10 protein-coding genes are annotated in these 13,885 nt (G+C 58.0%); 8 read left to right on the top strand and 2 right to left on the bottom strand.

Annotated elements, in window-relative coordinates; all coding sequences use genetic code 11:
• The first annotated feature begins 2 nt into the window (after positions 1-2).
• From G5S37_RS12945 to G5S37_RS12985, 8 genes are all read left to right on the top strand, one after another.
• Positions 3-653, top strand: a complete 651-nt coding sequence (locus G5S37_RS12945) for a hypothetical protein (RefSeq protein ID WP_165204532.1) — start codon at positions 3-5, stop codon at positions 651-653.
• Positions 654-751: 98 nt separating this feature from the next.
• Complete coding sequence (locus G5S37_RS12950) at positions 752-1,168, top strand: hypothetical protein (protein WP_165204534.1); 417 nt, start codon at positions 752-754, stop codon at positions 1,166-1,168.
• 1,093 nt (positions 1,169-2,261) lie between these two features.
• Entirely contained in the window at positions 2,262-2,999 is a 738-nt protein-coding gene (locus G5S37_RS12960; protein ID WP_206026383.1) for an IS5 family transposase, read from the top strand.
• 320 nt (positions 3,000-3,319) lie between these two features.
• Entirely contained in the window at positions 3,320-4,036 is a 717-nt protein-coding gene (locus G5S37_RS12965; RefSeq protein ID WP_276617057.1) for an IS5 family transposase, read from the top strand.
• A 274-nt stretch (positions 4,037-4,310) separates the two neighbouring features.
• Positions 4,311-6,557, top strand: coding sequence for a serine/threonine-protein kinase (locus tag G5S37_RS12970; RefSeq protein ID WP_165204538.1), 2,247 nt, complete (start codon positions 4,311-4,313; stop codon positions 6,555-6,557).
• 290 nt (positions 6,558-6,847) lie between these two features.
• A complete protein-coding gene (locus tag G5S37_RS12975) occupies positions 6,848-9,151 on the top strand; it encodes a TonB-dependent siderophore receptor (RefSeq protein WP_165204540.1) in 2,304 nt (767 codons plus the stop codon).
• Between the two features lie 14 nt (positions 9,152-9,165).
• Complete coding sequence (locus tag G5S37_RS12980) at positions 9,166-9,858, top strand: Fe2+-dependent dioxygenase (RefSeq protein WP_165204542.1); 693 nt, start codon at positions 9,166-9,168, stop codon at positions 9,856-9,858.
• Positions 9,859-9,965: 107 nt separating this feature from the next.
• Positions 9,966-11,108: a PepSY-associated TM helix domain-containing protein gene (locus G5S37_RS12985; RefSeq protein WP_165204544.1), complete on the top strand. Its 1,143-nt coding sequence runs from the start codon at positions 9,966-9,968 to the stop codon at positions 11,106-11,108.
• 402 nt (positions 11,109-11,510) lie between these two features.
• On the opposite strand, the gene G5S37_RS12990 is transcribed toward G5S37_RS12985, so the two are convergent.
• Together G5S37_RS12990 and G5S37_RS12995 are read right to left on the bottom strand one after the other, a co-directional pair.
• Positions 11,511-12,410, bottom strand: coding sequence for a hypothetical protein (locus G5S37_RS12990; protein WP_165204546.1), 900 nt, complete (start codon positions 12,408-12,410; stop codon positions 11,511-11,513).
• A 162-nt stretch (positions 12,411-12,572) separates the two neighbouring features.
• Complete coding sequence (locus tag G5S37_RS12995; protein ID WP_165204548.1) at positions 12,573-13,859, bottom strand: glycosyltransferase family 4 protein; 1,287 nt, start codon at positions 13,857-13,859, stop codon at positions 12,573-12,575.
• Between the last annotated feature and the right edge of the window lie 26 nt (positions 13,860-13,885).

Consider the following 13,885-nt stretch of genomic DNA (forward strand, 5'->3'; position numbering starts at 1 on the left):
ACATGAAAATCGTCTTCATCCTTCCGGTCTTTGTGGCCATCGCTCAACTCCACGCGGCAGACTCGAAGCCGCCACTGACGCGAATCGAGTATCGCAGTATCTCTCCCAAAATTCAGCCAGACTCATTCGCCGCTAAACCCAAGATTCTTTACATTGGCGGAACCACTTACTCCCGCATGGAAGAACAAGCCGACCCACTACTCGGTATCCATGGCCTCATCGTCGTCGCAGAGCCAGATATCTGGATGGTCAATCTCATTCCCCGCGTCGCGCAACACATCGTTGACCCGGGCCCCACTTTCAATACACACCACAACATTCTCGACCGCAACGCTCCCGAGGAGTTTTCCACATTGGAATTTGGTAAGGAAGTTGAGTTTTTTCGCAGTCATCAGGCTGCTTCACTCACACCGCAGTCACTCGACGGACAGCGTTGTGACGCATCCGAGTTTAGGCACGCGGACTATCGCATCGTTCTTTTTACCCGGGCAGACACCCAAAAGCCTTTTCACCTCGACGTGTTTCGCGACGACAAACCTTACTTTTCCATCCGTTATTTGACCTACGAGAGGGACCTTCCCTTTGACCCTGAACTTTTCAAGCCACCAACCGGCGTCAAGATTGTTGAAGGAAAACCAAGCGACCCCCAATGACGCCTAACCGTTTGCTGAGCTTGGCGTCGTTCGCTCAATCCGAATAGCAGCACGTTTGGAAGTTACCCGCTTACGAAATCAATTCACAATCAGCGCCTATGTCCAAATCTCCTCCGGCCGAGTTCCCTGCCGACCTGATTCGTCCGAGAAGCGGATCACTCTTCATCGGTGATCGGCAGCCCGGTGTTTCAGTTGAGTTGATACCGTTCACCATCGATGGTGAAGCTGTTGAGCAGACTTTGGATTTCATACTTGAGATTAGCGCGACTGACCTGAAAGACTTAGCGGGTCGAAAGTTCGAGTTTCCATCAAATCCGGAGGACGGCTACGTTGAGGGCTCGATCTACATTTGGAGCGTCCATAATCCCATCGATCTGCACTCCATCACGTTTGGTGACCCGCATGATGACGAGGTAAGCGTCACCTTGGACATGACTTTCGTTTTTGAGTTTGAGGGGGAAAGGAAGAACTTGCGGACCACACTTTCGGTGGATCTTTGCATCGAGCGGGAATAGCCAACCGCACCATGCGTGGTACTCCTCCAATGGAACAACAGGCCGAATAAGCGGGCGTAGGCAATCAGCTTGCAACCGGTGGCTGATTCTTGATGTTGGGCGACTCTAAACGAACACCGTGGAAGAAACACCTCATTTAAGGCCATATCAGGCAATCATTTGGGGCCCCGAGCCACATGCCATCGGAATCCGCAAAGTCTACTTCGCTGTCGATGGAAATGAAGCAAACAGGCAGGTTGTTGCTGAATACGGAGAGAATTGCACTTCATCTATTTGGAATGAGGAAGATTCCGAGAAACCCCGCTAGCAGAGAAATGCCTAACCATGCGCTGCAGCGAACCCGGCCATCGCGCTTCTGGTAGCAATCGTGGTGTGCCGTGGGCTGGGTCGCTGAGCTTGGAGTGTCGTCCGGTCAGCACGGAGCGCCTCCTACACTTAAAGCGCCCCGATGCAATCCAGGCCAGTTTCCTACTGATTGTTCAACGAGAAATGCATGGGAGGAGGGCAACCTCGAAAGTGCCTGTTCCAAAACTGCTGGGTACGGGAGGGAGGCGTGCCTCTGTCCAGGGCTTTCAGGTATGCGGCCTTCAATCTTGGGAAGTGTTGGCTGGCGCGGGAGAGATCGGGGAAGCCTCCGACCTGGATGGGAGGCTGTCCCGATTCGTAGATGCAAAATCCATCAAGGCCTCCCAGTGTAGCGCTTCGATACCATCCTACCGCGCAACGCAAGGTGGTATCCACGGTTTCGGGCCAGCGGATCAAGACGCATGAAATCGAAAGGGTGACTTCCGGCATTTCATTGTCGACTCGCTCGCTCGTCAGCCCGATCCATGAGTGTACAGGTCCGTCTTCACCGATGCCTGAGGACACCACGGAAAAACCTGGGTGCAAGCTCACCGCATACCGAAGCTCTTCCAAGGTGGGCTCTAAGGCCGCATGAAGCTGCTTGGTAAGTTCTTCTAATGGGATGGATTCTTCCATGTGCTGGCAGGCCTCTAGGTCATGTCTGAGAACCTCAAATGAGTCTTAAATAACGTGGCTCAGAGGATATTTGGTGGCAGCATAGGAACGACATGAAAGTTCGATTTCTCTGGTGGGAGCCGCTGAAAAAGCGGCTCACAAAAATGGTGGTGCCCAGGTAAATCAAGGCGGGCGACCTCGCACCGACTTGGGCCTGTTATTGGACGCCCTGTTCTATCGCCTGCGCAACGCAGGGCCCTGGCGTGACCTGCCAGAGCGGTTCGGGCCGTACTCCACCATTCACGGCTGGCACAGCCGCTGGGCCAAGGAGGGCCTTTGGTTCAAAATCCTGGAGGTCTTCACGCGCCGAGTCCGCGGTCCGGTGCGCTTGGTGGATGGCACTCACATCCTGGTGCACCAATGCGCGGCCAATCCCGCTGGCGGTGCTGCCACACAAGCCATGGGAAAGACGCGTGGTGGACGCAACACCAAGCTCATGGCTCTGACCGATGCCCAAGGTCGCTTGGTCAACACAGCGCTCATTGAAGGACAGGCTTACGAAGGACGTCATGTGGTCAATCTAATCAGAGCGGGATGTAATCTGCGCATCGTGGGGGACAAGGGTTTTGATGATGACAAACTTCGCGACACACTACGCGCTTTGGGTCATCAACCGTGCTTCCCCACCAAGAAGAACCGCAAACATCAGGTGCGCATCCCCAAGAAACTTTACCGCACTCGATACCGGGTGGAGAACTTCTTCTGCCGCTTGAAGCGATGGGGCTGCACCGCCACCCGTCGTGACAAGCTTGCTCAGAACTTCCTGTCCCTTATTCACTTCGCCGCAGTGATTGACTGGCTAAGGTCCTAAATACAGGTTTTCAGACACGACCTAGGGAAACGGAGTGAGGAACCGGGCCGTTATCATATCCAAGGTCTGAAATAATATTTAGATGAGATGTCCGTTATGGATCGGACCGTTTCGGAAACGACACGGCTCCTTTCGATCGCGCTCGCTCCGTCGGCACTGTGTTAGGGCGTGTTTTGATAATGTAGGACGACGAGATTGCCTGGGCAATGTTCTTGAGTGATAGGTGATTGCGATGCAACCAATCAAACGTTTGTGGCTGTCGGACGCCCGCTGGGAGGCGCTAAAAAAATTAACGTAAGCGGTCGGAGAAAGATTTTTCGATTCGATCCAAAAGGAGACGCCGGCGTGGCCGTCCTTCCAAGGATGTGCGGTTGATGCTGGAGGGCATTGTCTGGGTGCTGCGTACAGGAGCCCCATGGCGGGACCTGCCTGAGGGGTTTGGCCCTTGGGAGACAGTGTACGGTCGCTTTCGTCGCTGGCTGGCGGGTGGCCTTTGGCAGCGCCTTTTAGGCAGGCTGGCACGCTACACCACAGGCAAGCTGCGCCACATGGATGCTACGTGCTGCAAGGTGCATCAGTTTGCCAATGGCGGACATGGAGGAGTCCAAGCCAATGCCATCGGGCGCACCAAGGGCGGGGCCAACACCAAGGTTCACGCCTTGGTAGATACCAAAGGCATGGCCTGTTGCGTGAAGCTGAGTGCCGGACAGGTTCATGAATCTACAGTGGCTCTCGAGTTGACCAAGGCCGTGCCCAAAGGCTGTACGCTGGTGGGAGACAAAGCCTATGATGTCGATGCCTTGCGTGACCATTGGGAGGACCGCGGTGTGGGCGTTTGCGTGCCCGCACGCGAGGGACGCAAGCAGCCAGCCGCACATCATAAAGGCTGGTATCGCAAGCGTCACCAAGTGGAAAACTTCTTCCAACGCCTCAAAACCTTCCTTCGCATCGACCGCCGCCTCGACAAACTTGCTGCCACCTTCCTCGCCTTTGTTCAGCTAGCTTGCGTTCTCAATGCTATCAAATACCATTTCTAAAACACGCCCTAGTGCCGAATTGCCCGTGATTGCATCCACATTCATGCTGCGACAAAATCTAAATGCTTACTAAATGCCATTCTGAATCTTGCGACTTCCGTGTGAGAAAAATGTTAGAAGCGAACTCGGAAACGCGAATGAATGGGCTTCGCAACGAGCAAAAGCTGTCCGTTCACTCTGTTTTGATGGCCGTGTTGCAAAAAATTTGAGAAAACGACTAATTTTTGCTAGCACTCATATTGACCAAATACTCAAACGAGTGAAATTACTATAAATGGCTGATCGCTACCAGTTCGTACGCAAAGTCGCCCAAGGCGGCTTCGGTGAAGTGTATACCGCGTTTGACCGCACGCTGAAGCGTGAGGTCGCAATCAAACGCTTGTTGAACAAGAACGACGGTGCGGAGGAAGCAGCTGCGGAGGAGGCGTTCCAGCGAGAGGCCCTGGTGCTCGCGGCCATGCAGCACCCGAACATTGTTAATATCTTCGACTTCGATCGGGACGAAGAAGGCACGTTCGTGGTGATGGAGATGCTGGAGGGCAAGACCCTCAAGGAAGCACTCGACCGCGGCGCGCTCACTTGGGAAGACTTCCATCGTCTCGTGCGCCAGACCTTGGATGCCATCGTCGCTGCTCACAAAGCGGACATCCTGCACCGCGACCTCAAGCCAGAGAACATTTTTCTCAAGCGCACGATCACCGGCTCCTGGACGGTGAAGGTGCTGGACTTCGGTCTTGCCAAACTTTCCCAAACACCCAGCCGCCAGACCATGGACGGCAAGGGGAACGTCTTCGGCTCCATCTATTATATGGCTCCGGAGCAGTTCCGGCGTGAGGCGCTTGATGTACGCACGGATATTTATGCCTTGGGCTGCCTCTTCTACCAGGCGCTGACCCAGCGCTTCCCCTTCGAGGGGGACAACATGGCCGGCACCATGGACGCCCACCTGAATCATCTGGTGAAGTCCGTGGAACTACGGCGTAAAGACACGCCGCCCGCTGTGGCTGCATGGCTGATGAAGATGATTTCCGCGGATCGCAAGGAGCGTCCCTCCACGGCCCTGATCGCACGCAAGGAATTCGAAGACGCGTTGGATGGCAAAATGCCGGTGCCCAACGGCATGGTGGCCCTGCCACCTTCGGTCACTGGCTCCACACGGACTTCCACGACATCATCTGGACCGCCTCCCGCTCCAGTGGCGCGCCCTCCGATGACGATGGCTTCGGGGAGAGCGTCGGCCCATTCCAATGGCAACGGCTCCTCGGGTGGCATCGCGGTGGCGGCTGAAGCACCGACTCATCGCAATCCGCCGACGCAACGCGGTGCGCCTACACAGCGCGGAGCTCCCACCGCCTCTCCCGCGCGCGCCACATCCGGTGTGGTGACCGTGAATCCGCGTCCCGTCATGTCCACTGCTGCAGTGACGCATTCTGAAGATGCCGGCGCATGGGCGAAGTACAAAAATTACGTCCTCGCCGGGGTGCCCGTGCTGCTCGCCGTGGGCTTCTTTGTCTTCATCATGGGGCGCGGCGAGGAAACCAAAGCGGCGGGAACCCCAAGCACATCAACGACGCCGAAGCCAGCTACGCCGGCGGCTGCGTCCACGCCGTCTGCACCTTCGTCCTCATCGAATTCTCAGTCCGGTTGGCCCTCGTCGCTGCCCAAGGCTGTGGCTCTCACGCTGCCCTTGGAAGACCAGCTCGTGTGGCGCTGCCGTGCAGACACGGAAATCTGGCACAAGGGTCTCAGTGGCAATGAGGACCGCAGGGTTCCCACCGGCCAGGGAGCGCGCATTCATGTGTGGAAGAGCATCGCTCCCGTCCTGAAGGAAGTGTGGATGAGAGGTTATGACAACACCCCCGAACATCTTCCCGCGGTGACGGTGGGAGATTGCAACGGACCAGGGACCACGCGCACGCGAATCAGCTTCGCTGGCGAGGCGGGCCTTCGCAATATTCTCGACTCCAGTGCGGCGCTTAAGGTTCCAGGGAATGGCGTAGCCGGTTCGACTGGCGTCACCGTCGCGGTGGTCTTTCGCGCCAATGCGTCCAAGAAGGACAAGTCCATCCGTCCGGTACTCCTGAGCTCCAGCTGGTCCAAGGATACCCTCAGCATCCACCACAGTCATATCGCCGGCCAGTACTGGGCGCGCGTGCAGCATGGGGAAACGCTGGTGCTGCCGCTGGTGCGCCCTGCCACCTTTGAGAAGAAGGGCTCGCCCTGGATGTGGTCGGTGGTCGTCGCTGTGTGGGATGCCAAGGCTGGCAAGGTGCGTGTGGCAGTCCGCTCTCCAGATGGGAAGATCACCCACTCGGATGAGGCTTCCCTGCCGACTGGCATGCCGATGATGGATCAGCTCACCTTTGGCTACTATCCGCTTCCCTCCGACACCAAGCTGGAGAAGGACGAGAAGTTCGACGGCGACATGACGGAAGTGGCCGTGTACCAGCATGCGCTTGACAAGGGCAATCAGGAGAAGGTGCTCAACGGCCTTTGGGATTGCTACTTCCTGCAGCGGTAATTTTTGCTGATTTCAGCTTTCGCTTGCCTCAGGGACCTGCACTGCAGGTCCCTGTTTGTTTTAGGATTGGGGCGCCGGAGGGGATGGGGTGGTGTAACCCGAAAGCACTTCGTGAGTAGGGGAATCGTGCAAAAGGGGATCATTGTTCGATTCCGAACAAAGAATAGTAATTGACTCATGCTGCGAACCAGTCTCAATGAAGGTGAGACTCAGACGCAATTGCGACTGCTCAACGCTTATTGCGACTGAGTCTTGGCACCAATACTCCACTAGACTCAGAACCAACACACATGAAGAGACGCAGCTCCCGCAGCAAGTCTTCTACTCGCAGACACGCGACCGAAGGTCTTGCCGTTACTACGACGCTCCTTTGCGCAGCCGGCAATCTGGCGGCCCAGAATGCCGCTCCTGCCCCCACAGCTCCCACGAACGCCACCACACTTCCCCCCGTGGTCGTGGAAGGCTCCCAGGACAAGGTTTACAAGCCCGAGCGCGTTGAGTCGCCCAAGATCCAGGGCCCGCTTCGCGACGTTCCCCAGACCATCACCGTCATCCCGGAAGCGGTCATCAAGGAGCAGAACGCAACCTCCCTTCGCGACGTGCTGCGCAACGTCCCCGGCATCTCCATCCAGGCGGGTGAAGGTGGCGGCGGCCCTGCCGGTGACAACCTTTCCATCCGTGGCTTCAACGCCAAGACCGACATCTTCGTGGACAACGTCCGCGACTTCGGTGGCTACACCCGTGACCCCTTCAACTTCCAACAGGTGGAAGTGTTCAAGGGACCTTCCTCCACCAACGCCGGTCGTGGATCCACCGGTGGTTCCATCAACCTCGTCTCCAAAGCCGCTCAGCTTCAGCCCTTCTATGCAGCAGATGTGGGCGGCGGCACGGACAACTACTTCCGTGCTACGCTGGACGTCAACCAGCCTCTCTGGACCAACCAGGCACCCGGCACGCCGCTGCCTGCTCCTGTGTCCGGCAAGGGCGTGGTGAACGTCTCTGGCAAGGGTGCAAAGTCCGTGGCTCCCGTGGCCCCCGGCCCGGAAACCGGTGCTGCGCTGCGCTTGAATGGCCTCTACCATCACGCCGATATCCCCGGCCGTGACTACGTGGAAGATGAACGCTGGGGCCTTGCAGGTTCCCTCGTGTTCGGCCTTGGTACAGACACCCGTCTTACCCTGAACTATTTCCACCTTGAGCAGGACAACCAGCCTGACTACGGCATCCCGTGGGTGCCGGACACCGTCACCAGCCTGAGCAAGTATGCGAACAAGGCCGCTCCGGTGCCCTTCCACAACTACTACGGTCTGACGGATCGCGACTACGAAGAAATCAGCACGGACATCGGCACTGCCATCTTCGAGCATGACTTCTCGGACAACCTGCGCCTCCGCAGCCTGTTCCGCGTGGGCCGCACCACTCGTGACTCCATCATCTCCGCGCCGCGTTTTGCTGGCACGGGCACCACGCTGAACCATCAGCTCCAGTCCCGCGATCAGGAAGACACCATCTACTCGAACCAGACCGACATCACGGCTGAATTCGAAACGGGCGCTCTCAGGCACACCCTCACTGGCGGCTTCGAGCTGACGCGTGAAGAGTCTGAGAACCGCGCGCGTGCGTCCACCGTGACTCCGCAGTCGGACCTCTTCCATCCGAACCCGACGCAGAATTTCACCGGTCGCATCTACCACACCGGCGCCTACTCGGCTGCTGATGTGGACTCCGCTGCCCTCTACCTCTTCGACAAGGTAGCCATCGGTGACCATTGGGAAGTCAACGGCGGCCTCCGCTGGGACTACCTCGAAACCGACTTCACCGACGGTCATGCTGACGGTGGCTCGGATCACTACAATCGTGACGACAGCCTGCTGAGCTGGCGCGCCGCCCTGGTCTACAAGCCAGCGGAAAACGGCAGCATCTACTTCGCGTACGGCACTTCGTTTAACCCCGCGACCGAACTGCTCGTGAGCAGCTCCGCCTCCGCGGTGGTGAACCAGTTCAACACCGACCCGGAAGAGAACCGCAGCTACGAAGTGGGTACGAAGTGGGATATCCTCGATGAGAAGGTCTCCTTCACGGCGGCCCTCTTCCGCACGGAGAAGACCAATGCCCGTACCGCTGACCCCGCTGACCCGACGAACTTCGAACTCTCGGGTGAGCAGGTCGTCCAGGGTGCTGAGTTCGGCATCAATGGCAATATCACCGACAGCTGGCGCGTCTTCGCGGGCTACACCTATCTCGACAGCGAGATCGAAGCCTCGGCGAACGCGGATGAAGTGGGCAACCATGTTCCCAACACGCCTGAGCACTCCTTCAACCTCTGGACGGTCTATGACCTGCCTTACGGCTTCCAGATCGGTGCAGGCGCTCAGTACGTGGGCAGCCGCTTCAACAACAACCTGAACCAGCGTGAAGCTCCGGATTACTGGACCTTCGACGCGATGCTGGGCTATCAGGTGAACGAAAACATCGCCATTCGTCTCAACGTGTACAACCTCGCCGACGAGGACTACATCGACCGCGTGGGTGGTGGTCACTTCGTCCCTGGCCCGGGCCGTTCGGCGGTGGTTTCGCTCAACGTTAAGTTCTAAGACAAAGCTGAATAATGCTGATCCGCATCCCTGACGTTCTAAACGCAGAACAAGTCGCGCACGCGCGGCAGGTGCTGGACCAGGCAGAGTGGACTGATGGCCGGGTAACCGCCGGTCATCAGTCTGCCAAGACCAAGGACAACATGCAGATTCCTGAGGGGCATCCCGCCGCGAAGGAACTGGGTGGCATGATCCTGGATGCCTTGAGCCGCAACCCCCTCTTTCTTTCTTCAGCGCTTCCGCTGAAGATCTTCCCCCCGTTGTTCAATCGCTATACCGGGGGCCAGTCCTTCGGCACGCATGTGGACAATGCCATCCGCCAGGTGCCGGGCACCCCGCTGCGCATTCGCACGGACTTGTCCGCCACGCTTTTCTTCGCAGATCCCGAAGAGTATGACGGTGGTGAACTGTGCATCGAAGACATGTATGGCGTGCAGCGCGTGAAGCTGCCGGCCGGTCACATGGTGCTCTATCCCGCGACCAGCCTGCATCACGTGACGCCTGTCACCCGTGGCGCGCGTGTTTGCTCCTTCTTCTGGCTGCAGAGCATGATCCGCGATGACATGCAGCGCTCTCTGTTGTTTGATCTCGATCTCGCCATCCAGCGTCTGAGCCGTGACCTTCCCGGCAATGACACGGTGGAGAAGACGAACGTGCAGCTCACGGGCGTATATCACAACTTGCTCCGCCAATGGGCGGAGATGTAAAAGACGAGTTCCAACCAAACATAGGCCGCTTCAGATGCATGCTCCTTGCCGGAGTTTGCATCGAGAGCGGCCTTTTCCACTCTCAAACCGTTCTCAGTTTCTCCTTCATGCTTCGCGTTCTCCGCAGTCTGTTCTTCTGGTCGCATCTCGCTGCTGGTGTTGTGGCCGGCTTGATCATCCTCGTCATGGCCGTGACGGGCGCGCTCATGACCTATGAGCGCCAGATTCTGGAATGGGCGGATGGGTATAGCGTCACAGCGACGCAGAAACCGGCGGACATCTCTTTGGAGAAGCTTCTGGGCCGCATAGGCGAGCATGCCAAGGAAGGTCCCGCGCCCTCCGGTGTGATGATTCTTTCAGAGGCGAACTCTTCCGTCGCCGTGAGCCTTGGCCGTGAGAAACAAATCTATGTGCACCCAGAAAGTGGCGATCTGCTGGGTGAGGGGAATCCAGGCCTGCGCGGCTTCTTCAAGTTCGTGCTCAGCGTGCATCGCTGGCTTGCAGCGCAAGGTGACTACAAGGACATTGGCGGCAACATCACCAAGGCCGCAAACGTCGCCTTCCTGCTGCTGATGCTCACCGGCATCTACCTCTGGTGGCCCAAGAACTGGACATGGCGCGCCATCCACATGCGCACCACCATGAACTTCAAGATTCATGGCAAGGCCCGCCATTGGAACTGGCACCACGCCCTCGGCTTCTGGGGCATCCTTCCTCTTTCCATCATCGCGCTCACCGGACTCATCATGTCCTACACGTGGGCGAACAATCTGCTCTTCACCCTGACGGGTACCGAGGCGCCTCCCCCGCGACAGGCATCTCCCGGTGGTGGCAAAGGTGGTTCGCCTCCCAAGCAACAACACCCGACCCCTGAACAATGGAAGGGCCTCGATGCCGCGTGGAAACTCGCCGCTGCCAAGCTGCCCGAGTGGGAGAGTATCCAGGTGAAATTGCCTGAGAAGCCCGGTGCACCTGCCGCCTTCACGATTGCCACTTCGCATCGCGGTCGGCCCGACTTGAAGTCCACGCTCACGGTGGATCTCAAAACTGGAACCGAGTCCGCGTGGGAAACGTTCAGTGACTTCAATACCGGCAAGCAACTCCGTTTCTGGGCTCGCTGGGTGCACACCGGCGAAGCCGGCGGCTGGATTGGCCAGACCTTTGCAGGACTCGCGTCACTCGCCGCTGCGCTGCTCGTGTGGACCGGATTCGCGCTCACTTGGAAACGGTTCTTCAAGAGACGCGCGTAGGAAAGTAGTCCGCCGAGTCTCGGCGGTCAGTGGGAGGATGGCATGCGCTGGTGAAAAATGCAGGGGAGATTGATGTGCAGCAGGCAGATGACGCCATAAGCCCGCCGCCTCCGCCCGCGATAATCGGACGCGCAGGAGCGCATCCCTACCGCAATTTTTTGAGAGAGACGTTCACTTCGGGGGACCTGGGGCGTGGGTTCCCTTTCATCACGCTCAGTGGATTTGCGAAAAGAACGCATCGGAGCCCCCGATTTTGCTACTCGCCCTCCGCACAATCGTCCCTCCTGCAAAATGGGCGGTAGGGATGCGCTCCTGCGCGTCCGACTATTGCGGGCGGAAGCGGTAGGTCACCTCGTCGCAAATCGACTTCGCGTTGTCCCGGCCACCACGCGCTGCACCCAATCAAGGAATCCCTTCGCTCACGCCGAGCGCGTGATATCCCTTGGGTATCTGATACGCCTTGTAGCCATCTGTGCCGACATCTTTGGCTTCAATGAACTCCCAGGTTCGTTCCATCGTCCCTTCGCCCCCGAAGCTGAAGGTATGTTTCCATACCGCGGGGAGGAAGGGAACAGATGACACACTCTTCCATGGGGCCGTGGACTCCATGATTTCCTCTCTGCCGGCGACATCCGTCATGGTCACCTTGGTGCAGGTGAACCCGGGGAGGGAGAAGTGAGCTTTCACAAAGGTGTTATCGAGGAACTTGAAAGTGACTTCGATGCTTGTGTTGTCCCGCGAGGCGATCTCTCCCTCAGGCATCACATTGGGGTAACCACCTCTATGCAGGCGATGGATAAGAACCAGCGGAGGGCACGCGGTCATGCTGTTGAACAAGATATTGCTCTTTTCCGAGGCATCGATACATCGGTTGCTGTGGTCGATGTTCTGATGGCGTCCCTCAGTTTCACCGATGTATTCAGCGGACAGTGATTTCTTGTCTCCCTTCAGGCTGGTGTTGGAGCCGTGAAATCGTCCGTAGTCATGATACCGAAGCGTCCAAATGGAGTAGCTCACCTTCGCGAAGCTGTGAGATTCCTCCATCGCTTTCTCATTGAGTATGTCCAAGTCACGCCTCCGTGCGTTCTGCTCACTGGAGGGTGAGATGGCCTCGAGCTTCTTCACATTTTGCGCATGCTGCTCTGCCATCCGTGGCGATGGCGGGACTACCAGTGTTTGCTTCCATTTTAGCTCCAGGGTGGAAATGTACTTCAACTGATCCTCAAGCTTTTGCACCACCTGCGCCACCGTGAGCGCGTTCTGAGCCGGCGCCTCTTGAGCCTCCGCATGGATGATTGGCATCACAAGAGACACCGCTGTTGCCAGGCTACAAAGATGGGAAGTTCTACGCATCATGGTCGCGAAGGCAGAAGCTGTTTGTTGCACCGTTCTACCAACTGAGGAGGCAAACGGCAACACAATCTGGTCATCTGTGCTGCAGCGAACAGTGCGGCACAGGGTGGCTCACGCCGCTGCAGACTGCCAGATCTGGTGGTCTTCCACCATGCGTGCATTGGTCAGGAGCGCGGCTTCGAGATGGCGAACGGGCGGCGAGGGTGTGAGGGAGCGGAGCACGTCCAGATACGCCGGCAGCACCGCCTTTTCCAGGTCGCAAACCTGCACCAGAACCTCGCGTTGGCGCTGGGCATGGTCTGCGGCCCAAGCGGGATGGTCCACGCACCTCGCCATGGTTTCCGCCGTCGACCGGGCATTGTCCCTCTCGCGCAGAAGCAGCGGATCACCCTCCGGCAGGAAAGAACCGACACCTGAGTTTCGCGGGAAGATGACAGGGAGGCCCGCTGCAGATGCCTCCAGAGGAGCATAACCAAAAGCTTCGTGCGTGTTGAGCAGCATCACGGCTGCATCATAGCGGGACAGGCTGGCCAGCAATTCCTCTTTGGGCACAGGTCCCGCGAGTGTCACAGCGTCGCTGAGACCATCCCGAAGGATCCGCGCACGGAGAGAATCGAGGAACGGCGGTGAATGACATGGCCCCTGAATGGTGAGATGGATCTTGCGACCGGGCCGGATGGACAGCAGATGCTGAAATGCCGTCAGCAACTCGACGATGCCCTTTTCCTGTGTGATCTGACCAAAGCAGATGAAGCTGAAGATGCCGTCATCCCGCTCTCGTGGAGGCACGGAGGAAGGCGTCGTGGTGGGGAACTGGATGCCATTGGGAATTACCAGGTGTTTCCCGTAACCTCCCAGCTCTTCGTTCTTCTCGCGGGTGAACTCTGAGCAGGAGATGGCGGTGAGCCGTGCTTTGGCCCGAGCCACGCGACCAGGTGGAGCCTGATGGGCGCCCAGCGGAACATCCAGGAAGTCCATGTGGTGTATTACCGTCGGGTACCCTGCATACGCCAGGCACTCGAGGATGCCGAGCGTGCCCAGGCCTACGATATTAAAAGCCCAGACCACGTCAGGTCGAAAGGCTTTCCACTGTTCCAGGAGTGCGGAGACATTCGCCGGGATGGTGCCCGCCTGAGCTCTCTCGTACCTCGTGTGCCACTCCGGAGAGGTATGGAGAGCCGGTTGCTTCTCGTATTCAAACAAGGCGGCAAAGATGCGTTTGATACGCGCGGTGCCGACGGGCTCATGAAGCCGGTGGAGCCTGCCGACGACCCGGGAGGTGAGTACCTCCACCTCGTGTCCCGCTTGGGCGACCCGTTCCGCGATCTCCGCGCAGCCCAACTCGTAGCCGCCCAACACATGGGGAGGATAGAGATTGGAGATGATGGAGATCTTCATAAACTGGATTCACTACGACAGGCTCG

The sequence above is a fragment of the Roseimicrobium sp. ORNL1 genome, from assembly GCF_011044495.1.
GTDB lineage: Bacteria > Verrucomicrobiota > Verrucomicrobiia > Verrucomicrobiales > Verrucomicrobiaceae > Roseimicrobium.

Bases quoted from the DNA above. Each gene is read 5' to 3' on its own strand.
- G5S37_RS12945 (WP_165204532.1), top strand. From the start codon at position 3: ATGAAAATCGTCTTCATCCTTCCGGTCTTTGTGGCCATCGCTCAACTC.
- G5S37_RS12950 (WP_165204534.1), top strand. From the start codon at position 752: ATGTCCAAATCTCCTCCGGCCGAGTTCCCTGCCGACCTGATTCGTCCG.
- G5S37_RS12970 (WP_165204538.1), top strand. From the start codon at position 4,311: ATGGCTGATCGCTACCAGTTCGTACGCAAAGTCGCCCAAGGCGGCTTC.
- G5S37_RS12975 (WP_165204540.1), top strand. From the start codon at position 6,848: ATGAAGAGACGCAGCTCCCGCAGCAAGTCTTCTACTCGCAGACACGCG.
- G5S37_RS12980 (WP_165204542.1), top strand. From the start codon at position 9,166: ATGCTGATCCGCATCCCTGACGTTCTAAACGCAGAACAAGTCGCGCAC.
- G5S37_RS12985 (WP_165204544.1), top strand. From the start codon at position 9,966: ATGCTTCGCGTTCTCCGCAGTCTGTTCTTCTGGTCGCATCTCGCTGCT.
- G5S37_RS12990 (WP_165204546.1), bottom strand. From the start codon at position 12,410: ATGCCAATCATCCATGCGGAGGCTCAAGAGGCGCCGGCTCAGAACGCG.
- G5S37_RS12995 (WP_165204548.1), bottom strand. From the start codon at position 13,859: ATGAAGATCTCCATCATCTCCAATCTCTATCCTCCCCATGTGTTGGGC.